This window comes from Mycobacterium sp. Dal123C01 (assembly GCF_052566995.1).
The window spans coordinates 1068214-1091013 of sequence record NZ_CP199580.1 but is presented as its reverse complement, the minus strand read 5'-3'; the positions used below and the strand labels follow the sequence as shown (position 1 = coordinate 1091013).

Here is a 22800-nt window from a genome sequence, read left to right as displayed (position 1 = left end):
AGTGGTGAGCGAAATACCAAGCGTCACCACTGATTTAGTGCTCGTCGACGCACTTGGGCCCAGTGGCGAGTATCGGACCCGTAACCGTGAGATTGTCACCAGCACAGCCGGAGTGCCGGTCGTCGAGTTGAGCATGGTGCCGCCCCTGTACGTATCGCGCACCGTCGGCGCGCAACGCAAGGTCGCACCGCTGCCGGTCGCGCAGCGCGAAAAGGCTTTGGCCAATGCGGCCGATATCTTCCGGACCGCGACCATCGGTGGCCTGGACTTCGACGCCTATGTCGAACTGGCCAGCCGGATTTCGGGGGTGCCGATCGCGGTGACCCGCGCCGGAGCCCGCAACGTCGCCGACGCCGTTGGCAGCGCGTTCGACGCGGTGCGCCCAGCCCAGCCGGTCGGCGCGGCCCGCGACTGGCGGGAGGAACGCACCCGCGACGGCAGTGCGGTCTGGACGCGGCGCGGTGAAGTGTTCGCCGTGCACGCCGCGGGAAACGGTCCGGGTGTGCACGGCCTGTGGCCCCAGGCGCTTGCCCTGGGCTACCGGGTCGCGGTGCGCCCATCGCGGCGCGAACCCCTCACCGGCCATCGACTCGTTAACGCCTTGCGCCAGGCGGGATTTCGTCCCGAAGATGCGGTCTATCTGCCCACCGACCATAGCGGAGCCGACGAGATCATCCGGTCGGCCGACCTCGCCATGGTGTACGGCGGCCAGGATGTCGTGGACAAATACGCCATCGATCCGACGGTGATGGTGAACGGACCGGGGCGCGCCAAGATCCTGATCACCGCCGACCGCGATTGGCGTGACTACCTCGACCTGATCGTCGACTCGATCGCCAATCTGGGTGGCATGGCGTGCGTCAACACCACCGCAGTCCTTTACGAAGGCGATCCGGCCCCGCTGGCTGCGGCGATCGCCGACCGGTTGGCGACGATCGAGCCGCTGCCCACCGAGGACGAGCGCGCGATCCTGCCCACTCAGCCCGTCGAGAAGGCGCAGGCGCTGGCGAAGCATCTGGCGGCCAAGGCCGCGGGCACGACCCCGCTGCTCGGCGCCGATCAGGTCTTCGCCGCAGTGGGCGACGGCTGTGCCGCCCTGCGTCCGGCGGTGCATCTGCTGGCCGCACCCGACGTCGATAGGCTCAACATCGAACTGCCGTTCCCCTGCGTGTGGGTGTCGCCGTGGTCGCGCGCCGCCGGCCTGGGCCCGCTGCGACAATCCTTGGTAATCAACGCGATTACCGGCGACGACGATCTGATCGACGCCTTGCTCGGCGAACCAACGGTCAGCAACGTCTACCGCGGAAACCACCCGACGTTCTACGGCGCACCCGAAATCCCGCACGACGGATTCCTGGCGGACTTCCTGATGCGCAACAAGGGCTTCATTCGTGACTAGCGAGCACTGGCGTAGGGCAACAGCGCCATCTCGCGGGCATTCCTGATCGCGGTGGCCACCTGCCGTTGCTGCTGAACGGTCAGGCCGGTGACGCGGCGGGATCGTATCTTGCCGCGCTCGGAGATGAACATCCGCAACGTCGTGACGTCTTTGTAGTCAACAGCTTTGATATCGAGGCCGGCCAGCAGGTTCCTCTTTTTCTCCGTTGGCTGACGTGCTGCGGGCCGGGCTGGGCGTTTCGATTTGCCGGCCATCTACCAACTCGCTTTGCGGATGCCGGGTAGTTGCCCCTGATGCGCCAGCTCGCGCACCCGCACCCGGGACAACCCGAACTTGCGCAGGTGCCCGCGCGGACGACCGTCGACCGAGTCGCGGTTGCGTACCCGCACCGCGCTGGCGTCGCGAGGCTGGCGGGCGAGCGCTTGCTGAGCGGCCAGCCGTTGCTCGGGAGTGCTTGCGGGTGATCGGATGATCTCTTTGAGCATGGCGCGGCGCTCCGCGTAGCGTTCGACGATCGCGCGGCGCTGGTCGTTTTTGACGATCTTGGATTTCTTGGCCATTCAGCGTTCTTCCCGGAACTCGACGTGGCGGCGGACCACCGGGTCGTACTTCCTCAGGGTGAGCCGGTCGGGGTCGTTGCGCCGGTTCTTGCGGGTGATGTAGGTGTAGCCGGTGCCCGCGGTGGAGCGCAGCTTGACGATGGGCCGAATCTCGTTGCGCGCCATCAGATGCGCTGGCCTTGCCGGCGCAGCCGGGCAACGACGGCCTCGATGCCGTCGCGATCGATGACCTTGATTCCCTTGGCGCTCACGCGCAACGTGAGGCGCCGGCCCTCCGACGGCAGGTAATACGTTTTGGTCTGGATGTTGGGCGACCATCGCCGCCGGGTTCGGCGATGCGAGTGCGACACCGAGTTGCCGAAACCGACTGTGCGGCCGGTGACCTGACAGTGCATGGGCATGACGCCTCCTCTTCGCGGCATACGTTTATTGAAAATCATTTTCGACAAGGTCCGCCAGGGACTGTACCGTGACTTAAGCGTTATTGACAATCGTTTGCAATAAGGAGCGAGGATGCGGACCCCGGTGGTGCTGGTAGCAGGTCAGGGCGACACCGACGCGGTGACGGGCGGTCTGTTACGCCGGCCCGGAACAGTGGTCGTGGAGCACCGGTTCGACGGCCACGTGGTGCGGCGGACAACGATCACGTTGCGCGATGGCCAATTAACGACCGCCGAGGACGCATTGGAGTTGGCACACGGGTGCGTGGCCTGCACCGTTCGCAACGACCTGCTCGCACTGCTGCGCAGGCTGGCCCGCGACGACGCGATCGAGCGCATCGTCGTGCATCTGACCGGCTGGCTCGAACCCGAACCCATCTGCGTCGCGATCAATCACGTCCGGGTGCGCGTCGGTCCCGGATATCCCGACGGCCCGGCCGCCTTGGACGTGGCGATCGCCGGGGTGGTGACATGCATCGACTCAGACAACTGGCTCACCCGCGCACTCGAGGGTGATGGTCTGCCGGACGGGCGCACGATGGCCCAGGTCGTCGTCAACCAAGCGGAGTTCGCCGACCTGCTGGTGTTGACCCGCCCGGAACCCGTGACGCTGGCCGTCCTGCGTCGACTTGCTCCGCGGGCGCGAATCACCGTGGGGCTCGACCGCGTCGAGATGGCGCTGGCGAACCTGGAAGACGATTCGCGACGCGGCAGCAGCGATCATCCGCATGGATGGCTGCTGGCCGGCAGCCCGCCGCTGGTCGCCGACGAGATGGTGCGCATCGTCGAGTTCAATGCCCGCCGCCCGTTTCACCCTGAGCGCTTGCATGCCGCGGTGGATCTGCTGCTGAGTGGCGTGGTGCGCACCCGTGGGCGGCTGTGGCTGGCCAGTCGACCCGACCAGGTCATGTGGCTGGAATCGGCCGGCGGCGGTTTGCGGGTCGCCTGCGCGGGAAAGTGGCTGGCGGCCATGACCGCCCGGGAGGCGGCCAATGCCGACGCGGAACGGCGCCTGTTCGCCGAGCTGCAGTGGGAACACCGGTTCGGCGACCGGCACACCGCGATGACGGTGCTGGTCTGCGGCGCAGAGCCCCCCGACATTCTCGACGCCCTGCACGGCGCGCTGCTCACCGACCAGGAAATGGCGACTCCGCGGGAGTGGAGCGGTTACCCGGACCCGTTCGGCGATTGGCACAAGGACCCTTGCGACGAAACCTCGGGCGCGGCAGAAGAAGTCGCCTCAGAGGCCGACCGCCGAGAACCGTGAACTAACGCCGCGGCGCTACCCGCATCAACCCCGACTCGCACCGATTAGCCAGGACCAGGGGTTCGGGCTGTGCGGGTGGTCTGGTAGCTGTAGGTTACGAGTCACGAAGCGTTGGGAAAGCAGCGCTGCATCAGGACTCAGCACGCCAGCTCGGTGAATGCGGTGTGAAGGTGAACTTGATAGGCCAGGCCTTTAAGACGGTGACAGACCGATTGGCCAACCCGGCGCGGGTGTCGGACCCCGACAAGCTGCGCAGCGCCGTTTCCGGCAAGACGGTGCTGGTCACCGGCGCGTCTTACGGAATCGGAGAGGCGACCGCCCGCAGGCTGGCCGCGGCAGGAGCGACAGTGCTGGTCGTCGCCCGATCGGCGGAGCGGCTCGACGATCTGGCGGCGGCGATCAACGCCGGTGGCGGGCAGGCGGTCGCCTACCCGACGGATCTGAGCGACGAGGCCGCCGTCCACGTCCTGGCCAAGCAGATCACCGAGAACCACGGCCCGCTCGACATCGTCGTCAGCAATGCCGGCAAGTCGCTGCGCCGGTCGTTGCATCACCAGTACGACCGCCCACACGACTTCCAGCGCACCATCGACATCAACTACCTGGGCCCGATTTGGCTGCTCCTGGGACTGCTGCCGGCCATGCGAGAAAACGGCGGCGGCCAGATCGTGAACGTCTCGAGTGTCGGCGTGCGCGTGGTCCCCGGGCCGCAATGGGGCGCCTACCAGGCGTCTAAGGGCGCTTTCGATCGCTGGCTGCGCAGCGTGGCGCCCGAACTGCACGCCGACGGTGTGCAGGTCACGTCGGTCTACTTCGCGCTGGTCCGGACCCGGATGATCGCACCGACGCCGATCCTGGGCCGCCTGCCCGGGCTATCCCCGGAGGAGGCCGCCGACGCCATCGCCAAGGCCGTCATCGAGCGCCCGCGCACCAACGAACCGCCCTGGGTGTATCCGGCCGAGCTGGCTTCGGTGCTGTTGGCCGGACCGGCAGATTGGGCAGCCCGGCTGTGGCATCGCCGGTTCTTCGCCGAATCCGGCGCGCGAAACGACGAGCGATGACCGACGGCGTGGTCGTCACGACGGCCCGGGCATTGGCGTCGTCGCGGCTGCTGAGTGTGCCCACACCGATCGCGGTGCTGCGGCTTATCCGCGAGGTGCTTCGCGGTGGCACGAATCTCGCTACGCTGCCGGCCGTCGCGGCGGCTCGCTGGCCGGAGCGCACGGCGATCATCGACGACGACGGGGCGCTGAGCTACCGCGAGCTGCAAGCCAAGACCGAGGCGCTCGCACGCGAGCTTGTCCGCGGCGGTGCGGGTCCGGGCGAGGCGGTGGGGATCATGTGCCGCAACGGTCGCGACTTCGCGACGGCAGTGTTCGCAGCCGCCTTGGTCGGAGCGGACGTGGTGCTGGTGAATACGGAGTTTCGCACCACCGCTCTCGCGGACGCGCTGAGCGCGCATCAGGTGACAACAATGTTCTGCGACAACGAGTTTGCCGAACAGGTCCACGATGCCGGGCCATCAATTCCAGTGATCGATCCGGCAACCGTGCAGATCCAGCCGGGCGCGCCACGACCCCGCGTCGTCGAGTCCGGCCGGCTCATTCTGCTGACCTCGGGGACTACCGGTAAGCCCAAGGGCGTGCCGCGGATGCCGAGAATGAGTTCGGGAGTGGGCGTCGGTATGACCATTCTCGAGCGCACCGGCTTGCGCGTCGGGTCGCGAATCGCGGTGGCCGTGCCGATGTTTCACGGCCTGGGCCTCGGCATGTTGATGCTCACCGTCAGCCTGGGTGGCACGGTCCTTACCCATCGGCGCTTTGATGCCGAGGCCACGCTCGCGCAGGCGTCGCTGCAGCGTGCCGATGCGTTGAGTGTGGTTCCGATCATGCTGGCGCGCATCATGGATCTGCCGCAACGTGTGCGTGCGCGCAATCCAGTGGCGTTGCAGGTCGTGATATCCAGTGGCGATCGGCTGGATCCCAGCCTGGCGCGCCGGTTCATGGATTTTTACGGCGATGTCCTTTACAACGGCTACGGTTCCACCGAGGTCGGGATCGGGGCCTTGGCAACACCTTTCGAGTTGCGCCATGCCCCCGATACAGTTGGTAGACCGGTCGCGGGCTGCCCGGTTCGCATCTTCGACAAGACCGGCAGGCCCGTTGGACCGCGGGTTACCGGCCGTATCTTCGTGGGCGGTGAGCTGACAACCAAGGGCTACATCGGCGGTGGCGCCAAGACCGTCATCGACCACATGACCAGCACCGGCGACATGGGCTATCTCGACAACTCGGGCCGGCTGTACATCGTCGGTCGCGAGGACGACATGATCGTGTCGGGCGGTGAGAACGTGTATCCGCGCGCGCTGGAAAACGCACTCGCCGAACATCCCGACGTCGCCGAGAACGCAGTCGTCGGGGTGCCTGACGAGCAGTTCGGGCGGCGCCTGGCCGCGTTCGTCGTTGCCCGCACTCAGCGTGGCATCGAGGTGGCGGCGCTACGGGAGTATCTGAAGGGCAAGGTTTCTCGTTTCGAACAACCCAGGGACATCCACGTCGTCGACAGCATTCCACGCAATCCCGCCGGCAAGGTCATCCGCAAGGAACTGGCGACCTAGGCGCCGACGCCTCACTCGTCGCCGGGCTCGCCGTTGGGTTGGATGACACCGATCGTCCTGTTCAGCCAGTTGGGTGCCAGCCATGAGATAGCGGTGGCTCCCGCCGTGGCTCCCATCACGCCCGACCAGGCGACCGGTCCCAGCGGTGTGCATCCGAAGAACTGGCTGACCACCGGGGTCTGAATGATTCCGACCAAGACACCCGCGCTGCCCAACGCGGTCGCCACGACGAGCGGGCTGTGCTGGCGCGTCAGCAGTGTCTGTGCAAGCTGGGTCGTTACCAATGCCGCCAATCCCATTGTGGACGTCCGGCGTTCGCTGCCCGGCGTATAGCGCCCGATGGCCCAGGCGGTCGTCGCGCCCGCGGCCGTGACGACACCGCGGCTGACGATCTGGCGCATCAGCGGGGCGTCGAGCGAAGGGGTGGGGCCGGTCAGCACCGCGAGCCGGTGTGCGGCACGCGCCTTTTCGGCCTCTTCTTTGGTTTCGTACTCGGTTTCGTCGGGTTCGACGTACTGGGAAGTGACGGCAACCGCAAGCGCGGGGAACATGTCGGTGAGCAGGTTCACCAGCAGCAGCTGACGGGTTCCCACCGGCGCGCGGCCCTGGCCGAACGCGGTTCCGATGATGGTGAACAGCACCTCGCCCACGTTGCCGCCGACCAGGATCGTGACGGCGTCGCGAACACCGGCCCACATGCTGCGGCCCTCGACCAGCGCGTCGAGCAGCACGCTCAGATCGCGGTCGGTCAGCACGATGTCGGCGGCCCCGCGGGCTGCCGACGATCCGCGACCGCTGACCCCGATGCCCACGTCGGCCATCCGGATCGCGGCAGCGTCGTTGGCGCCGTCGCCGACCATCGCCGTCACTCGCCCACAGCGTTGCAGCGCGCCCACGATCTGCACCTTTTGCTCCGGGCTGACGCGGGCGAAAACCTGGACGTTTTCGACCACTTTGGCGCAGGCGTCCTCGTCGAGGCCGGCCAGCTCGGCGCCGGTGATGACGCGCGCGTCGGCCGGCAATCCCAGCTGACGGGCGATCGCGCGCGCGGTGATCGGGTGGTCGCCGGTGATCAGCACCACGTTGCGGTCGGCGGCCTCCAACGCTTCGATAAGCGGCCGCGACGATGCCCGCGCGGTGTCGGCCAAACCGACGTAGCCCAGCAACTCGAGGTCCTGCGCGGTGGCGTCGACGGCGTCGGCGTCGGTGTCCTCGTCATGGGTGGTCCCGTTGGGCCACGGACGTCGCGCCACCGCGAGCACGCGCAGCCCTTGTTCGGCGAGGCTGCGTACCACCGCATCGGCGTGCGCATGGTCAGCTTCCGGGTTGGTGAACCGGCAGCGCGGCAAAACCACCTCGGGTGCGCCCTTGAGCATCAGAACCGGCGAGTTGGAATCCGTACTGAAGGTACCTATCGTGGCGGCGAAGCCACGGCTGGACTCGAACGGTACCTCGGCGAGCACCTGCCATCCCGAATTGTTCTTGGTGAGAAGGAAACTCGCTGCGGTGATGATCGCCTCGTCGGTGGCGTGCGCGTGGCCCTGTCCCTCTTGGGGCTGCGTGGACGCCCATGCGGCTGCCCGCAGTACTGGGGCCGATCGCGGATCCTCAGCTTCAGGGAATGGATCGCCCGGACGGGCATCGTGCGGCACGGCGCACAGCACGCGCAGCCGGTTCTCGGTGAGAGTGCCGGTCTTGTCGAAACATACGGTGTCGACCCGGCCCAGGGCTTCGATGGTGCGCGGCGAGCGCACGAGCGCTCCGCGCGCCGTCAGGCGCTGGGCAGCGGCGAGCTGGGACAAGGTGGCCACCAGCGGCAGTCCCTCCGGCACGGCGGCCACCGCAATGGCGACGCCGTCGGCGACGGCCTGACGCAGTGATGCGCGGCGCAGCAACGCCAGCGCTGTCACCGCGGCGCCGCCGGTCAGGGTCAGCGGCAGAACCTTGCTGGTGAGCTCGCGCAGCCGGGCCTGGACTCCGGCCGCCGTTTCGACGCCGGCGACCGCCGAGATCGCCCGGTGCGCAGCGGTATTGACTCCGGTGGCCACAACGATCGCGCGAGCGTGGCCCGCGACGATCGTGCTGCCCTCGAACAGCATGCTGGACCGCTCGGAGTCGTTGACGGCGACGGGTTCCACCTGTTTGTCCACCGGCAGCGACTCGCCGGTGAGGAAGGATTCGTCGACCTCGAGGTCGTCGGCCTCCAGCAGCCGCGCGTCAGCCGGAACCACCTCCGGTGCGGCCAGGTCGATGACGTCGCCGGGCCGCAGCGACTTGGCGGACACCGTGACCGTGCGGGTGGCGTGCCGGGCCGCCTCCAGGCGCCGGCGTGTGGTGGCCACGGCCGGGACGACGACGCGGCGCACGAGTTGGTCCTGTTCGGCGAACAGCTCGGCGGCTGCCGCCTCGGCCCGCAACCGTTGTGTCCCACCGGTTATCGCATTGACCATCATGACGCCGCCGACCAGCAGCGCGTCGATGTTGCTGCCGACGATGGCCGACGCGGCCGCCCCGACCGCCAGGATCGGGGTCAACGGGTCGGCGAGCTCGACGCGGGTCGCCGAGGCCAACCGCGCCGCGTTATGGAGCGGTCCGCGCAGCGGCTCGAATGCCGGGCTGTAGGACAGGTCGTCGAGGCGCCGCCGCCAGGATGGCGTCAGGGTCTCGACGGCCAACGGGCGCGCACCGCCGGCCAGCCGCGAGTACACGATCTCCGGGTCTAGTGCGTGCCAGGCGGTGAGCGGCTGCGGGGTGGGGTCGGGCAGGCGCAGCACCCTGCTGGCCGAGAAGGTTCCGGCTAGCAGCGCGGTGGCCGCTGCGGTGTTGACCGGATTAAGCCAGCGGCGGAAGCTCAACGGGTTGGTGGATCGCTGTTGCCCACTCCCGGTGACCAGCAGCAGTCCGGCCAGCGTGGTACCGCCCTGGGCGAGGTGTACGGCCGATTCGCTGGCCGACCGGGCTACCGGAATCGCGGACAGGATCCGCACCGCATCAGCCAGGTCCGTGCCGGTGATGATGTCCGCGGTCCACGGCGTCGCGGCACGTGGATCATCAAGGGCCACACCAACATCGGCGATTGCCAACGCGGCCAGCGTATCGGTCGATGCGAAATCCCGGTGCACCGCGGTGATCAGCAGGACGGGCCCGCGATCGGCCCGCAAGTCGCGCACCACACCCAGCAGAGGCGTGCCGGGCGGATGCGTCGCACCGACGCTGGCAGTCAGGTCTTCGGTGCCGGCCACGTGACGCAGAACCACCCGGGCTCCGGTCCGGTGCGCGGTCTGCAGCAGTGGGATGGCGTACGGGTCGACTTCCCAGCCAACCTCGACCCTGCCCACGATTGCGCCGTCGACCACCAGGTCGGCACTTTCCAGGCCTTGGGCGGGCGTCGCCGACGGGCCTTGCGACGGAACCCATCTCAGATGCGCGCCGGTGGCGGGCAATTCATCGGGGTCGGGCTCGGGTGCCTCTTCGCCATGCAGGAGCGCGTCGGCAACCTCGTAAACGCGGTCGTCGTCCCAGCCGGGTGCATCACCGAGCGATTTCAGTACGGCGCGATGATCACCGCGCAGCGCCGCGCCGTCGATGACGACGACTTTCACCCGGTCCAAGCGGCGCAACGCGCCCGGATCGAGGACCAGTTGGCCGCCGTTGGCCAGGCCGCGACCCAGCGTGGACGCGAACGCCTGGCGGCCCATGTGCGCCGCTCTGGGCACCCCGGCTTCGATCGCGGCGGCGGCGTCTTCGGTACCGCCACCGGCCACCAGCGCACTCGCTGCGGCGATCAACGACCCGTTCGCCGCGGAATCGACGTAGCTCTCCACCGGACCCGCGATTGAGCCTTTCTCCTTGTCCATCGCGGCGTCGATGGCTCCGCCGACCACGACATGCGACGCCTCACCCGCCGCTGCCGCCGCCCAGCTGTGCCGCGGCACCTGCGACTTGGCCCCGGCTGATGAGATGACCGGGACCACTGGAGCTTGCGGCCGGTCGGTGGAGGCCAGGTGCGGCTCGCGGTCGCGCCACACGCGCCGATGCGCGGCCGCCTCGGTGATTTGCAGGGTCCGTTGCGTCATGTCGAGCAGCGGTGTGCCAACCGCCTGGGTCAGCCCGTTGGCGGCGGCCGTCGCGGCAGCGAGCGTGATATCGGCGCCCACGCGACCCAGCCTCGACTCCAGGATCGACACCATTCGGGGCTGATGATTGAGGAGGGCGGCGGCGGCCCGGGTGGTTTGCGGTGCGGCGGGCAGTCGGGTCACCCAGCCGGTGACCGCGGCAGTGATCGCGACCATATCCATGGCCGCCGCGGTGAGCGGCACCAGAATCGCCAGCGGGTTAGCCGGGTCAGCGAAGGGCGCGGTACGCGGCGCCGTTTCGGACTTCGAGGACGTCAAGTCGGCGGCAATGGTCGCGACCGTCGACCGTACGTCCGCCACGACGGCGTCGTTGTCCGCGTCGTCGGAGAGTTCGACCACCAACCGGCCCAGTGAGCTCTCGACGTGGGCCTTTGCCACTCCGGGAATCCGGCGAACCGGCTCTTCGACGACTGCCGAGTACTCGTACCAGCGCGAGAATGGCAGCAACGGGTCGAGGTCCAGATGTACCCGCTGCCCGCTTTGCCAGCGCACCGGAGGCGCGATGAGATCAGGGGACCCGTTGGGGGAGATGTTGATCCCGAGTGCCCGGCCGGTGGAGTTGGCCATCGACTGCACCACGGGGCCGGCCAGTTCAACTACCGGGCTTGCCAGTAGTTGCACCGCGCCCGCAGCGCCCGCCGCAGTGGACACGCCGGCTTTCATTATCTGGGCCGCTCCGCCGGTGACACCAGCGACAACGCTGGTTACACCCGGGATCTTCATTCGGCCATCCTTCAAATGCGTCTGTCGCGCTAATAATCCTGGGGTGTCGGGGACCTGTCTACATGTGCGCCCGAAGGCAGGCCGTGCGATGACACCAACGGCTCTGGTGGGTGGGATTTTGCCGTGCTACCAGCGGGTGTAATTGCGTCCCGTTGGCAAGGTTACCGGCTTGACGGCAAATCAAACGCTGCGAACAACGCCGGGTCGAGGAAGACCGTGATGGCGGCGACACCGGCGGCACCTGGGGTGAGGACGTGTATCGAGTGGGCCCGCATGACGCCGGCGGTGCGCCGGTACTCGGCCACGGCGGGTTGGGCATTCGCGGCAGTGGGGACCATGACAATGTCGCCGGCTTTTGTAAGCGCGCGTGCGGCAAGGAATTTCAGCACGGTGTCTCGGCCGGTGAACCAGACCGGCAGCGGCGGCATTTCGAGTTTGACGTCGGTCTGCAGCAGCTCCGTGAGTGCGGCCATGTCGGCGTTTTCGAATGCCGCGCAGTAGCGGTCGAGCAATTCGCGGCGCTTGGCGTCGTCGGGCTCGGCCGCGTCGTCTTCGGTGGGAGACACCTCGGCGAGCCGGGCCCGCGCCCGCTGTAGGGCGCTGTTGACCGAGGCGGGTGTGGTTTCGAGGAGTTCGGCAACCTCTGCGGCGCTGAACTGTACGACGTCGCGCAGAATCAATACGGCGCGCTGACGCGCGGGAAGCTCCTGCAGGGCCGTCATCACGGCAAGTCGCACACTGTGCCGCGCCGTGACGGTGTCTTCCGGGGTCGCGAACACGTGCGTGTCGGGGATCGGCTCCAACCACTGATGGGCGCCGGCGCCGGCGTCGGCGCCGAGATCGGTGTCCGGGTCAACCGAGCTGTCACCCAGGCCGGCCGGCAGCACGCGCCGGGCGCGGTTTTCCAGCGCACGCAGGCACGCCGTGGTGGCGATCCGGTACAGCCAGGTCCGCAGCGCCGCACGCTCCTCGAATGCCTGGTAGCCGCGCCAGCCGCGCAGGTAGGTCTCCTGGACCAGGTCTTCGGCGTCGTGCACCGAGCCGAGCATGCGGTAGCAGTGCGCGATCAACTCAGCACGAAACGGCGCCGCCTGCTCGATGAAATCCTGCTGAGCCGGCACGGTCGGTCTCCTATCGGGGAGTCGGTCCCGGATGGCCCGAGACGCTACTCCAGTACAGAGACATCGGGGCCGCAAAATTCATCGGTCTGCGGCGATGAATTCGGTCGATGCGCCGTATCTGAACTTGTAGAAGGTTTTAGCCATCCAGAGGAAAGTGAGTACGGATATGAACCGGCCCACGCAGACCCACACCGACAACATTGCCGGCAGCACAGCGATCGTGACCGGGGCGAGCCGCGGATTCGGTCGCGCTATCGCGACCGCTCTGGCAGCAGCCGGCGCTGAGGTCGTCGGTGTCGCGCGTACCGCTGCCCAACTCGATGAGGTGCGCGGTGCGCTGGGCGACGCCTTCCTCCCCGTGGTCGCCGACGCCGCCGACCCGGACACGGCGAGCCAGCTCATCGATAAGTACGCCCCGCGCACGCTGGTGCTGTGCGCCGGGTCGGCCCCCCAGATGAGCCCGTTGCAGGACCAGAGCTGGGAAACCTTCAGCGCCAACTGGAATGTGGATGTCGCGCAAGCGTTTCACTGGACCCGCCACGCGCTGCAGCGCCCGCTGGCGCCGGGCAGCTCGGTAATCCTGATGTCCAGTGGCGCGGCGGTCAACGGGTCGCCGCTGTCCGGTGGTTATGCGGGCGCCAAGGCGACCGTCAGGTTCATCGGCAGCTACGGCGCCGGGGAGTCGGACCGGGGCGGCCTCGGGATCACTTTCGTGTCCGTGCTGCCGCGGCTGACGGCGGTGACCGACCTGGGGGCGGCAGCAGCCGCGGCCTACGCCGAGCGGCAAGGCGTCGACGTCGACACCTTCGTCGAGGCGGCGGGACCCGCACTTACTGCCGAGCAGGTCGGCACGTCGGTGTTGGCGATCGCCGGTGGCGATCCCGGGCAGCACGGTGCCTACCTGCTCACCGCGTCGGGTCTGTCTTGGCTGAACTGAAGCTGACCTGAACCAGGAGAAAAAGAAAGGCGGACAACACCATGGACACACCCCCGATCGTGTCGGCCCAGGAGTGGGCGGCCGAACATCAGCGGCTGCTGGTGCAGGAGAAGGAAGTGATGCGCGCGCATGACGCGCTCGCCGCGCGGCGACGGCGGATGCCGTGGCTCGCTGTCGACAAGGACTACGAGTTCGAGGGGCCCGAGGGAAAAGTCAACCTGCTGGGCCTCTTTCAGGGCCGGCGTCAGCTACTCGTCTACCGCGCCTTCGTCGGGCCCGACATCGACGGCTGGCCCGATCATGGCTGCCGCGGCTGCTCGATGATCGCCGACCATATTGGGAACCTGGCCCACCTCAACGCCCGCGATGCCACGCTGGTGTTCGCCTCGCGGGCGCCGCAGGACGGCGTCGAGCGGCTGAAGGCGCGGATGGGCTGGCAGATGCCGTGGTACACCCTCACCGACAGCTTCGATGTCGACTTCGGCGTGGACGAGTGGCACGGCACGAACGTGTTCATCCACGACGGCGACCGGGTTTTCCGCACCTACTTCATCAACAACCGGGGGGACGAGGTGCTGGGCAACACCTGGAGCTTTCTGGACATGACGCCGCTGGGCCGGCAGGAAACCTGGGAGGATTCGCCGCAGGGCTACCCGCAGACCGCACCCTATGAGTGGTGGGACTGGCATGACGCCTACGGCCAGCACGAGCCCTCGCGATGGTTCGGCGAACCCGACCCGAACGATCCCAATGACCAACGGCCGCCGCGCAAAAGCTAGCCGCCCGGCGGATTTCAAATGGTGTTATGCGCCCGGATAACACAAATGCGCGGTAGCCGTCTAACGGCTACTCGCGCATTATTTTCCGACGCGTGAATTCGTTTACAAAATGCGGTGGTTCGCCCTGCCGACGTGATATCCGGTCGGGAACGATTTCTCGATGACCTGCAGCTGATGGTCCACTCTGGACTCGAGTTCGAGCACCACGCAGCTATCGCCGAAGGATTTCGATTCGAGAACTATGTACCGCTGGCCGCAATCGGTGATCGGATCGCCCGAATGCAATGTTTCGACGGGCACCAATTCCGGGGTTCCGTGTGACTCCACCTCTGACACGTTAGGTCAATTCCGCGGGTGAGGGAATAGTCCTTTGATCACCGCTAGGCCTTGTCGGCTCCGCGCTGCTTGAAAAACACGCTGACGTGAGAGATCAGCCCGTCGTCGTCACTCTCGAACAGGAGGCATTCCGGCCACGAGACCGCCATGCCGTCCATCTCGAAAGACTCGGTCAACTCGACGTATGACACCCGGTCGTTCACGTGCGAGACTCGCCGGACCTCAAGCCGGTGCCCCTGCAGAGTGGTGAGAACCTTGCGCAGGTAGGCGAGGTAGTGCGCCTTGCCTTCGATGAGATCGCAGAACGGGCCCTCCCGGGTCAGGCCCTGATCGGCGATGGTGGTGGCCAGGCCGTCCCAATCGTGGTCGGTCAGGCATTTCAGGTACCGCTCCACGATGCCGGTGCCGACTTCAGTCACGCTGCCCATGTCGTCTCCGCTCGCTCGACGCTGACCAGTCCACGGTAAGCGCGGCGTGGTCGCAAGGCTAGGTTCTAGCTATGAGCTGGTGGACCGTCCACGCCGACCGGACGCTGAGCGAGCAGGTGCCCGCGCCGCCCGACGCCGTGCGCGACTTCTACGTGGACCTGAACAACATCAAGCTGGTGCACCCGCTGATCGTGTCTGTGGAAACGGTGTCCCGCAGCGAAACCCAGGATGGCTACCAGCAGGCCTACCGGGTCGTCGATCGAATCCCTTTGGGGCCGTTAACTATACGGACCACCTATCAGGCCCGGCTGCGAGTGCCCGTCAGCGGCGATGTACTGACCGAGGCCGATCAGTCACCCGGGGTGCGGTTACGTGGCACGGTGAGTTTCGAGCCGGTGGACGGCGGCACCCGGGTCACCGAGCGGATAGGGATAACCGCCCCGCGGCTATTGGCCGGGGTGACCATCCGTGAGGGGGTCAAGGCGCACATCAAGATGCTGGCCGGAATTCGGAGTCACTTCGAGTCCGGTTAGGTGGCGAAATCGATGATGCCGCGAATGTTGCGGCCCTCGCGGAGGTCCGTCATCGCCTCGTTGATCTCGTCGAGCTGGTAGTGGCGGGTGACCAACTCGTCGAGTTTCACTGCGCCTGCCTGATACAACGACAACAGCATGGGCACGCTGGTGCGCGGATTCATCCCGCCGTACAGCGCTCCCCTGAGTTGTTTGGCCGACACCGTCATCTCCTGCAGGACTAGCCCAACCGGGGGCTCGGTGAACGGGGTGATGCCGGTGAGCACGCAGACCCCGCCTTTGCGAAGCAGCGTCATCGCCAACGGGATCAAGTCGACATGCACAACACCGGGACAGACGACGACGCGGTCCGCCATGACGCCGGCGGTGATCTCTTTGACCAGCGGTATCGCATCCTGAGCGGAGGCGGCGGTGTGGGTGGCACCGAAGATCTTGGCCGAATCCCGCTTGGATTCAACGGGATCCACCGCGACGACATATTTTGCGCCGACGGCGCGCGCTCCTTGCAAGGCGTTCATCCCGACACCGCCGGCTCCGATGACGACGACGGTGTCACCGGGTTCGGTGCCCGCCGATATCGTCGCGGAGCCCCAGCCGGTGCTGACCCCGCACGACACCAGTGACGCGGCGTGGAAGGGGATCGCGTCGTCGATCTTGATGACGGACCTTTCCGACAGCACCGCATATTCGGCGAAGGTGCCGAGTTGGCCATAGGCCAACAGGTTTTCGTCGCCGAGATGCCGGCGGCAGGTTCCGTCGGTGGGCATCTCCCGGACGAACAGGCTCGCGCCGATGTCGCAGATGTAGCTCTGACCGTTCACGCAAAACCGGCAACTGCCGCACGCGGGAATGAACGAGAGCGCTACGTGGTCGCCCGGCCGCACCGTCGTCACACCCGGCCCGACTTCTTCGACGACGCCGGCACCCTCGTGACCCCCGAGCAGTGGGAACCAGTCCGGCGCGGGCTGTCCGCTCGCGGCCACCGCCTCGGGGGTGGGCACCACGTCGCCGGTGAACAAATGGTCATCGGAGTGGCACACTCCGGCGACGGCCATCCGCACCAGGACCTCACCGGCATGGGGCGGATCAAGCTCGATCTCGCGGATCTCCCAGTCCTGGCCGACCCCGCGGATCACAGCGGCACGACACTTCATTGCGGCCTCCTTTGATGTCTCGCTTTAACCGACGTGGCCGGGCGCCAAGCTGGCTCGCAGTTCCCGCTTGAGCACCTTGCCGTAGCTGTTTTTCGGTAGCTCGTCGACGAATTCGTAGCGCTTGGGCCGTTTGAAGCGGGCGATACGCCGCAACAGATGCGCGTCCAACGCCGCGGGGTCGACCGCGCCGACGATGAACGCGACCACCACCTCACCCCACTCGGCGTCGGGTGTGCCAACCACGCACGCCTCGCAGACTCCGGGGTGCTCGAGCAGGACCTCCTCGACCTCCCGGGGGTAGATGTTGCTCCCGCCGCTGATGACGACGTCCTTCGACCGATCGCGCAGCGTGAGAAAACCGCGCGCGTCGAACGAACCCATGTCGCCGGTGTAGAGCCAGCCTTCTTTGAGCGTGGCGCGGGTCGCGTCGGGATTTTGCCAGTACCCACTCATGACCGCGTCTCCGCGGCAAACGATCTCGCCGATCTCGCCAACGGGCGCCAGGCGGCCGTCGGCGCGCAGCACCGCGACCTCCATTCCCGACCGCGCATAGCCGACGGAACCCAGAATCGCGTCGTCGTCCGAGTCGTGATCGACGCCGCGCAACCCGGTGATGGTCATCGGTGACTCGCCCTGCCCGTAGATTTGCGCGAAGATCGGCCCGAATGCCGTGATCGCTTTCCGCAGGCTTTCGACATACATGGGCCCGCCGCCGTAGACGATCGTCTTGAGATTGGCCGGGCGGGTGCGGCCCGTGTCGACCAGCCGTTGCACCATCGTCGGGGCCAGAAATGCGCTGCTTGTCGGGTGGTGCTCGCAGAGATCGAGGAACTCGTCGGGATCGAATGCACCCGACTCGGGCACCACCTGGCGGGCAGCGCGCAGCACGTACGGCAGCACGTAGAGGCCGGAGCCGTGCGACATCGGTGCCGCATGTATGAGGCTGCAGTCCTCGTCCGCAGCGTCGATGTCGGCAAGATGCGCGACCGTCATCGACGCGAGGTTGCGGTGCGACAGCATCGCGCCCTTGGATCGTCCGGTGGTTCCGCTGGTGTAGAACAGCCAGGCCAGCGCCGCCGGGTCGGTCTGCGGCGGCGCCGACGGGGCGACGGCGAGTCGTCGTGAATAGTCCTCGGAGTCAATGATTTCCGTCGGTGTCCTGGAAATCGTCGCGAGCTCGGCGCCAATCGTCGATGAGGCGAACACCTCTGCCGCGCCCGCATCGTCGAGGATCTGCGCCATCTCGCGCGGATGCAGCTTGTAGTTGATCGGGACGACGGCGCATTCGGCGGCCCAGGTCGCGAACATCAATTCGATGATCTCGGGGCGGTTCTGGGTGGCGATCGCGATACGAGCGCCCGCACCATGCTGCTGCCGGATCGACGCGGCCAGACGCAATGCCCGGTCGCGCAACTCAAGCCACGTCCACACGCGGCGATTCCCGCGATACACGGCGCCGCGATCGGGGAACCGGCTTACGGCCTGATCGAGCATCGCAAACAGATTCATCGCTCGATCCACTGCGATGTCAACGCGAATTCCGACAGGTATCTCGTCGAACTCCATCCGCCATCGACGACGATCGTCTGCCCATTGATGAAACTTCCGCCTGGCGAGCACAAGAACGCGACGGTGCTGGCAATGTCGTCGATGGTGCCCAGCCGCTGGTGCGGTGTCATCTCGGTGTTGATCTTGCGAAATCGCTCGTCCTGCAGGCGCTTCTCCACCATCGGCGTTACCGTCACCCCGGGGGCGACGGCGTTGCAGCGGATGCCGGATGCCCCGTACTGGCAGGCGATGTGAGTGGTCAACGCCGTCAGCCCGCCCTTGGCGGCGGAGTAGGCACCGCCGCGCAGCCCGCCGACGACGGCGAAGGTCGACGTGACGTTGATGATCGCCGATCCGGGGCCCATGTGGGGCAGCACGTCGCGTGCGAGCCGAAACGGCGCCCGCAACATCAAACCCAGGAAGTAGTCCAGCGTTTCGTCGTCGGTTTCGTGCAGCGGCTTTGGGCTGCCGACTCCGGCGTTGTTGATCAGGAAGTCGATGTGACCCCAGCGGTCGACCGCGAGGTTCACGATGCGTTGCGGCGCGTCGTCCTGGGTCAGGTCGACGGCGATGGTCGCGACCCGCGCGGGATCGCCGACGGCCTTTTCCAGTTCGGTCAGTCGCTTCTCATCGCGGCCCGCGCCGACGATCGCCATGCCCATCTCGGCGAGTTTCGTTGCGCATCCCAAGCCGATGCCGCTGCTTGCACCCGTGACGACTGCGACCTGCATCTCACCCATCCATCTTTGTCAGCACTGCTCGGATCCGATGCTTGAGTATCTTGCCCGCGTCGTTCTTGGGCAGCTCATCCCAGACGGCCACCTGTTCTGGCGCTTTGAATTTGGCGACGCCCTTGCTCTGTAGGAGCGCGAGCAGGCTGGCGACGTCCGGCGCCGACCCGCCCTTGGGCACGATGACCGCGCACGCCCGCTCCCCGGTGCGCGCGTCCGGCAGCCCGACAACCGCGATTTCGGCGATGCCGGGATGATCGGCGAGCAGGTCCTCGACTTCCTTGGCAGAAATGTTCTCGCCGTTGCGGATGATGACATCCTTGGCGCGGCCGGTCACCATCAAGTACTGGTCATCGGAACTGCCTGAGACCCAGCGTCCGAGATCGCCGGTGTGGAAAAAGCCTGCGGCATCAAAGGACTCGGTGTAGTCCTCGGGATGGCGGTAGCCCAGTAGCATCTGCGGCCCGCGCACACAGATCTCTCCGTCGCCGGCTGGTGCGGCTTCGTGTGCGACGAGCTTGATCTCGGCGATGCCGGCCCGCCCATCAGTGTCTGCGGCGTAGCCGGTTTCGTCATGCCGAGGCGCTCCGATGGTCGCGACCGGCACTTCCGTGCAGCCGTACACGCGGGTGACCACCGCCTGTGCGAAATAGTCAGTGGCGCGGCGGATCAGCGACGGTGACACCGCGGCGCCACCGCAGATGAACAGCTTCAAGTCGGGCAGCCGGGTGCCGGCGTGCTCCGCGGCCGACACCAGCTGCTGCAGAAATGGCGTCGCCCCGGCCATGTGGGTGCACCGTTCGCTATCCATCAGCGCCACCGCTGCCGCCGGATCCCAGCGGTCCATGAGCACCGCGGTGGTGCCCAGTAGCAGCGGGCATTCGAACGCGTATATCGAGCCGCCGATGTGGGCGATCGGTGACGGGACCAGGAACGTGTCGCCCGGATTGACGGTCCAGTCCTCACGAATCTGGCAGATCAGTGCATGGATCGAATTATGGCTGTGCAAAACACCTTTCGGGCGGCCCGTGGTCCCGGATGTGTAGAGGACCATCCGCACCGAATCGGGATCGAGCGCAGGCAGCTGTGCGGCTTCCGGTGGCTGTCCCTGCAGCGCGTGGTACGGCGTGTGTAACCCGGCCTCGCCGCGCAGCACCACGACTTCGGGAGCCGGCTTCATCGCGCCGGTCACCCGTTCGAGCATCGCCGCGTAGTCATGACCCCCGAATCGACCCGGGACGAAAATCATTGTGGCCTGCGCGTCTTCGAGAATGAAGCGCACCTCGCTGTCGCGCAGCGATGGCAGGATCGGGTTCACCACCATCCCGGCCAACGTCGCCGCCAGGTAGATGACCGCAGCCTCGTGCCAGTTCGGCAGCATGAACGACACCACACTGCCGGTCGGCATGCGGGCCAGTAAGGTGCTCGCCAGACCGGCGGCCTGGGCGTACAGCGTGGCGCAGTTCAGACGAATATCCCCATCCACCAAGACTGTTCGCTCTGGCGTAACCTCGGCGGCAGCGCGCAGCGAATTGGCCAGCGTGCCGTGCGTCCACAGTCCGCGCTGGTAGGCCGCTGCCGCATGTGCCGCGTCGTGTCGGGCCCCGGCAATCACCTCAGTCGGCCTGACCATTCACGCGGCGCATGGTCAACGCGTACCGAAAACTCGACGACAGATGGGTGTTGACGGTCACTTGGGCTACCTCACCTTCGGAGGTCTTGTAGGTGCGCTGCATTTGCAGCGCGGCCGTCCCCGCCTCCACTCCGAGCCCGTCGGCCAGCTCGGGCGAGAGCACGACGGCGGCGATCTCCTGGTGCAACTCGGCGATGCTCACACCGAAGAGGTCCTCGATCAACGGGAAGATCGGACCGGTGTGGCGGTGCAACAGTCTGCCCACCGCGGCGAACGTGCGGCTGATGTAGTACTCAGTGCGGCACATGGGCGCCGACGCCCCGTCGGCTTGTCGGTAGCCGCGCACCGATAGCCACTGGGTGCCGGCCTGCAATCCGGTCCGTAGGGCGATGTCCTCGTCGATGGTCACCATCTCGTTGGACTCGATGGTCAGCTGCGCGCCGGCCGCGAAGGCGAGTAGATCGTCGATCGACATCGCGTCCTGTGCATAGGAACTCGTGCTCTGCCGGGGAACCACCCGGGTGCCCGCTCGTGGCCGCGACGTGACGAGGTTGTCCTCCCGCAGCCGGCGCAGCGCCTCGCGGATAGTGTAGCGGCTGACCGCGAATCGTTCACACAGCTGGTGTTCGGTCGGCAGTTGCGAGCCCACCGGATAAACCCCGTCGACGATCTCTTTACGCAGTGTGCGCGCGATCTGTAGGTAACGGTGATTGGTCGCTATCGCCGGGGGCATCAGCGGCCGTCCTGGGTCCGGTGCAATGCCAGGACGCTGCCGTCACCATCGGCCGAGATGTAGAGCGTGCCGTCGGGCCCTGCGGTGATTCCGGCGAAAGGGCCCTGCGGCCCGGAAAACGGCGGCATTCCCTTGAGTGGTTTGGGTGTGACCCCCGGCGGGGGACCGACCGGCAACCCGGACGCGATGGTCTGCTGGGTCTTGCTGGTCAAGTCGAACGCGATCACTTTCTTGGCGCCGGCATCGACGATGTAGAGCACCCCGTCGCGCACCAGGATGCCGTGCGGGCGTTGCAGATCCGCGACGACGGTATCGATCCCCGACCCGTCCACCCGGACCACCGTTCCCGCGCCGGACTGCGCCACCAGGCACGTCCCGTCCGCGTCGACCGCGACGCCGATCGGATCCAGCAGATCGGTGGCCAGCACGTGGATCTCGCCCGACCGCACCGATAGCAGTCGTCCGGTGCCCAATTCGGCGAAGACCACATTATTGGGCCCATCCGGCCCAATGGCGACACCGTAGAGCTGGTCGAAACCGTCGGCCAGCACCTCGCTTTCGCTGGCGCCCGGCCGGTAGCGGGCGACCTGGCCACCCGAAGTCGTCACGACGAACTCGCCGGGTCCGCTGGTCACCACGCCGCGCACGAATCCCGGATAGCCGGGGCTGAAGAGCATTCCGACTGTCTCTAGCGATCCGTCGGGTAACACGAGATAGAAATACGTGCCGTCGGCGACGTAAAGCTGCCCGTCGTGGCCCACGGTCAGGTCCAGCGGCCAATTGAGCCCGCCGGGCAACACTGTTCGCGTTGCGCCGTCCGGCGATATCTCGGTGATCTCCCCGGTGAAGTTGGAGACCAGCAGCCGGTCGCCGACGAAGGTGCAGTTGTCCAGTCCCGGATTGAGCTGGGCGAGCAGCCGTTGTTCGCCATTGCGCGGGTCGATGCGCAGCACCTGTCCGCTGGCCACCTGGGTCGACACGATATAGCCCTGCGAGTCGAACTTGACGGAGTCGGGGACACCGAGATCGCGTGCGACACATTGTGGTTCGCCACCGTCGGGGTCGATGCGCCAGATCTCGTTGGCGCCCATCACCGGGAAGTACAGTAGGCCGTCCGGGCCGACTTCAATCGCATTCGGCGAGGGCACGTTTTCCAGCAGTATCCTCGGCGGCCCGCCGGTCAGGTCGAATTCCAGCAGCCGACCGCCCTCGCGGCACTCACCGATGAACAACCGGCCCTGGTGAACGGTGATGCCGTTGGCCGACGGAACATCGTCGCGCAGCACCCGGGTTCGACCGGCCGTGTCGAGCATGCTGACCCGACCGTTCATGACCTCGGTCGCGTACAGGTTGCCGCTCGCGTCGAACGCGACGTCGTCGGGTGCGATGATCTCGCCACCCTTGGCGCTGACCGTTCCCACCTGCCCGGTGCGGTGATCGAGCGCGCTGATTTGGCTGCCGGTCACTTGCGCTATGTAAACGCGACCGTCGGGGCCGGTGCGCAGACCGTTCGCGCCGAACAGCCGGCTGGGCGCGGTGACCCGCTCGAGCCGCCAGGACTCGGCAACTTCGACCTGGTGTGACCCGGAAATCGGCGAGGCATATCGCGAGGGCTGTGCGCTGATGGCTTGTGAAAGGGACATGTGTCGCCGAGATCCTTCCCTGCTAGACGGAAGTGCCCGTTTGGCCGGACGTTATCAAAGTCAAGCTAGTCCAGACAATAGC

21 protein-coding genes are annotated in these 22800 nt (G+C 66.8%); 7 read left to right on the top strand and 14 right to left on the bottom strand.

Annotated elements, in window-relative coordinates:
• The first annotated feature begins 4 nt into the window (after window positions 1–4).
• The gene (locus ACTXG5_RS05190) at window positions 5–1399 is read left to right on the top strand and encodes an aldehyde dehydrogenase family protein (protein WP_445162672.1); all 1395 of its coding nucleotides are present in this window, start codon (window positions 5–7) and stop codon (window positions 1397–1399) included.
• Here the strand turns inward: ACTXG5_RS05190 and rpsR are convergent.
• The 4 genes from rpsR to rpmB are packed head-to-tail and all read right to left on the bottom strand — an operon-like array spanning window position 1396 to window position 2360.
• Window positions 1396–1653, bottom strand: a complete 258-nt coding sequence (gene rpsR, locus ACTXG5_RS05185) for a 30S ribosomal protein S18 (RefSeq protein ID WP_445162671.1) — start codon at window positions 1651–1653, stop codon at window positions 1396–1398. The genes ACTXG5_RS05190 and rpsR overlap by 4 nt on opposite strands.
• Window positions 1654–1959 carry a 30S ribosomal protein S14 gene (rpsN, locus tag ACTXG5_RS05180; RefSeq protein ID WP_445162670.1) on the bottom strand — a complete coding sequence of 102 codons (306 nt, stop codon included), beginning with the start codon at window positions 1957–1959 and terminating at the stop codon, window positions 1654–1656.
• Window positions 1960–2124 carry a 50S ribosomal protein L33 gene (gene rpmG / locus ACTXG5_RS05175; RefSeq protein ID WP_036465848.1) on the bottom strand — a complete coding sequence of 55 codons (165 nt, stop codon included), beginning with the start codon at window positions 2122–2124 and terminating at the stop codon, window positions 1960–1962.
• On the bottom strand, window positions 2124–2360 hold the full coding sequence (rpmB, locus tag ACTXG5_RS05170) for a 50S ribosomal protein L28 (RefSeq protein ID WP_445162669.1): 237 nt from the start codon (window positions 2358–2360) through the stop codon (window positions 2124–2126). Before rpmB ends, rpmG begins: the two co-directional genes overlap by 1 nt.
• Window positions 2361–2472: 112 nt before the next feature.
• Here rpmB and mrf point away from each other — a divergent pair, with 112 nt between their 5' ends.
• The 3 genes from mrf (at window position 2473) to ACTXG5_RS05155 (ending at window position 6283) form a co-directional block, all read left to right on the top strand.
• Window positions 2473–3666 (top strand): ribosome hibernation factor-recruiting GTPase MRF, encoded by a 1194-nt coding sequence (gene mrf / locus ACTXG5_RS05165; protein WP_445162668.1) that lies wholly within the window; start codon window positions 2473–2475, stop codon window positions 3664–3666.
• A gap of 170 nt (window positions 3667–3836) precedes the next feature.
• Window positions 3837–4727, top strand: coding sequence for an SDR family NAD(P)-dependent oxidoreductase (locus ACTXG5_RS05160; RefSeq protein WP_445162667.1), 891 nt, complete (start codon window positions 3837–3839; stop codon window positions 4725–4727).
• The gene (locus ACTXG5_RS05155) at window positions 4724–6283 is read left to right on the top strand and encodes an AMP-binding protein (protein WP_445162666.1); all 1560 of its coding nucleotides are present in this window, start codon (window positions 4724–4726) and stop codon (window positions 6281–6283) included. Before ACTXG5_RS05160 ends, ACTXG5_RS05155 begins: the two co-directional genes overlap by 4 nt.
• 11 nt (window positions 6284–6294) lie before the next feature.
• Here ACTXG5_RS05155 and ACTXG5_RS05150 read toward each other — a convergent pair whose 3' ends face one another.
• Entirely contained in the window at window positions 6295–11142 is a 4848-nt protein-coding gene (locus ACTXG5_RS05150; protein WP_445162665.1) for an HAD-IC family P-type ATPase, read from the bottom strand.
• 161 nt (window positions 11143–11303) lie between these two features.
• On the bottom strand, window positions 11304–12263 hold the full coding sequence (locus ACTXG5_RS05145; protein WP_445162664.1) for a sigma-70 family RNA polymerase sigma factor: 960 nt from the start codon (window positions 12261–12263) through the stop codon (window positions 11304–11306).
• Window positions 12264–12429: 166 nt separating this feature from the next.
• Between ACTXG5_RS05145 and ACTXG5_RS05140 the strand changes: the two genes are divergently transcribed.
• Together ACTXG5_RS05140 and ACTXG5_RS05135 are read left to right on the top strand one after the other, a co-directional pair.
• Entirely contained in the window at window positions 12430–13200 is a 771-nt protein-coding gene (locus ACTXG5_RS05140) for an SDR family oxidoreductase (protein WP_445162663.1), read from the top strand.
• Window positions 13201–13241: 41 nt separating this feature from the next.
• Complete coding sequence (locus tag ACTXG5_RS05135; protein WP_445162662.1) at window positions 13242–13979, top strand: DUF899 domain-containing protein; 738 nt, start codon at window positions 13242–13244, stop codon at window positions 13977–13979.
• A gap of 102 nt (window positions 13980–14081) precedes the next feature.
• Here ACTXG5_RS05135 and ACTXG5_RS05130 read toward each other — a convergent pair whose 3' ends face one another.
• Window positions 14082–14306, bottom strand: coding sequence for a hypothetical protein (locus tag ACTXG5_RS05130; RefSeq protein WP_445162661.1), 225 nt, complete (start codon window positions 14304–14306; stop codon window positions 14082–14084).
• Window positions 14307–14359: 53 nt separating this feature from the next.
• On the bottom strand, window positions 14360–14743 hold the full coding sequence (locus ACTXG5_RS05125) for a nuclear transport factor 2 family protein (RefSeq protein WP_445162660.1): 384 nt from the start codon (window positions 14741–14743) through the stop codon (window positions 14360–14362).
• Window positions 14744–14814: 71 nt separating this feature from the next.
• Between ACTXG5_RS05125 and ACTXG5_RS05120 the strand changes: the two genes are divergently transcribed.
• Window positions 14815–15276, top strand: a complete 462-nt coding sequence (locus tag ACTXG5_RS05120) for an SRPBCC family protein (RefSeq protein WP_445162659.1) — start codon at window positions 14815–14817, stop codon at window positions 15274–15276.
• Here the strand turns inward: ACTXG5_RS05120 and ACTXG5_RS05115 are convergent.
• Genes ACTXG5_RS05115 through ACTXG5_RS05090 form a run of 6 tightly spaced genes read right to left on the bottom strand, consistent with a single transcriptional unit; the run spans window position 15273 to window position 22718 of the window.
• Window positions 15273–16430 carry an NDMA-dependent alcohol dehydrogenase gene (locus ACTXG5_RS05115; protein WP_445162658.1) on the bottom strand — a complete coding sequence of 386 codons (1158 nt, stop codon included), beginning with the start codon at window positions 16428–16430 and terminating at the stop codon, window positions 15273–15275. The genes ACTXG5_RS05120 and ACTXG5_RS05115 overlap by 4 nt on opposite strands.
• Window positions 16431–16454: 24 nt before the next feature.
• Window positions 16455–17939, bottom strand: coding sequence for an AMP-binding protein (locus ACTXG5_RS05110; protein WP_445162657.1), 1485 nt, complete (start codon window positions 17937–17939; stop codon window positions 16455–16457).
• Window positions 17936–18718: an SDR family NAD(P)-dependent oxidoreductase gene (locus ACTXG5_RS05105; RefSeq protein WP_445162656.1), complete on the bottom strand. Its 783-nt coding sequence runs from the start codon at window positions 18716–18718 to the stop codon at window positions 17936–17938. The genes ACTXG5_RS05110 and ACTXG5_RS05105 overlap by 4 nt, the downstream gene beginning before the upstream one ends.
• The gene (locus tag ACTXG5_RS05100; RefSeq protein WP_445162655.1) at window positions 18711–20342 is read right to left on the bottom strand and encodes an AMP-binding protein; all 1632 of its coding nucleotides are present in this window, start codon (window positions 20340–20342) and stop codon (window positions 18711–18713) included. The genes ACTXG5_RS05105 and ACTXG5_RS05100 overlap by 8 nt, the downstream gene beginning before the upstream one ends.
• Window positions 20326–21075 carry a GntR family transcriptional regulator gene (locus ACTXG5_RS05095; protein ID WP_445162654.1) on the bottom strand — a complete coding sequence of 250 codons (750 nt, stop codon included), beginning with the start codon at window positions 21073–21075 and terminating at the stop codon, window positions 20326–20328. The genes ACTXG5_RS05100 and ACTXG5_RS05095 overlap by 17 nt, the downstream gene beginning before the upstream one ends.
• Window positions 21075–22718: an SMP-30/gluconolactonase/LRE family protein gene (locus tag ACTXG5_RS05090; protein WP_445162653.1), complete on the bottom strand. Its 1644-nt coding sequence runs from the start codon at window positions 22716–22718 to the stop codon at window positions 21075–21077. The genes ACTXG5_RS05095 and ACTXG5_RS05090 overlap by 1 nt, the downstream gene beginning before the upstream one ends.
• Between the last annotated feature and the right edge of the window lie 82 nt (window positions 22719–22800).

Bases quoted from the DNA above. Each gene is read 5' to 3' on its own strand.
- rpmG (WP_036465848.1), bottom strand. From the start codon at position 2,124: ATGGCGCGCAACGAGATTCGGCCCATCGTCAAGCTGCGCTCCACCGCG.
- ACTXG5_RS05105 (WP_445162656.1), bottom strand. From the start codon at position 18,718: ATGGGTGAGATGCAGGTCGCAGTCGTCACGGGTGCAAGCAGCGGCATC.
- ACTXG5_RS05095 (WP_445162654.1), bottom strand. From the start codon at position 21,075: ATGCCCCCGGCGATAGCGACCAATCACCGTTACCTACAGATCGCGCGC.
- rpsR (WP_445162671.1), bottom strand. From the start codon at position 1,653: ATGGCCGGCAAATCGAAACGCCCAGCCCGGCCCGCAGCACGTCAGCCA.
- ACTXG5_RS05110 (WP_445162657.1), bottom strand. From the start codon at position 17,939: ATGAATCTGTTTGCGATGCTCGATCAGGCCGTAAGCCGGTTCCCCGAT.
- ACTXG5_RS05125 (WP_445162660.1), bottom strand. From the start codon at position 14,743: ATGGGCAGCGTGACTGAAGTCGGCACCGGCATCGTGGAGCGGTACCTG.
- ACTXG5_RS05140 (WP_445162663.1), top strand. From the start codon at position 12,430: ATGAACCGGCCCACGCAGACCCACACCGACAACATTGCCGGCAGCACA.
- ACTXG5_RS05135 (WP_445162662.1), top strand. From the start codon at position 13,242: ATGGACACACCCCCGATCGTGTCGGCCCAGGAGTGGGCGGCCGAACAT.
- ACTXG5_RS05120 (WP_445162659.1), top strand. From the start codon at position 14,815: ATGAGCTGGTGGACCGTCCACGCCGACCGGACGCTGAGCGAGCAGGTG.
- mrf (WP_445162668.1), top strand. From the start codon at position 2,473: ATGCGGACCCCGGTGGTGCTGGTAGCAGGTCAGGGCGACACCGACGCG.
- rpmB (WP_445162669.1), bottom strand. From the start codon at position 2,360: ATGCCCATGCACTGTCAGGTCACCGGCCGCACAGTCGGTTTCGGCAAC.
- rpsN (WP_445162670.1), bottom strand. From the start codon at position 1,959: ATGGCCAAGAAATCCAAGATCGTCAAAAACGACCAGCGCCGCGCGATC.
- ACTXG5_RS05100 (WP_445162655.1), bottom strand. From the start codon at position 20,342: ATGGTCAGGCCGACTGAGGTGATTGCCGGGGCCCGACACGACGCGGCA.
- ACTXG5_RS05115 (WP_445162658.1), bottom strand. From the start codon at position 16,430: ATGAAGTGTCGTGCCGCTGTGATCCGCGGGGTCGGCCAGGACTGGGAG.
- ACTXG5_RS05150 (WP_445162665.1), bottom strand. From the start codon at position 11,142: ATGAAGATCCCGGGTGTAACCAGCGTTGTCGCTGGTGTCACCGGCGGA.
- ACTXG5_RS05090 (WP_445162653.1), bottom strand. From the start codon at position 22,718: ATGTCCCTTTCACAAGCCATCAGCGCACAGCCCTCGCGATATGCCTCG.
- ACTXG5_RS05155 (WP_445162666.1), top strand. From the start codon at position 4,724: ATGACCGACGGCGTGGTCGTCACGACGGCCCGGGCATTGGCGTCGTCG.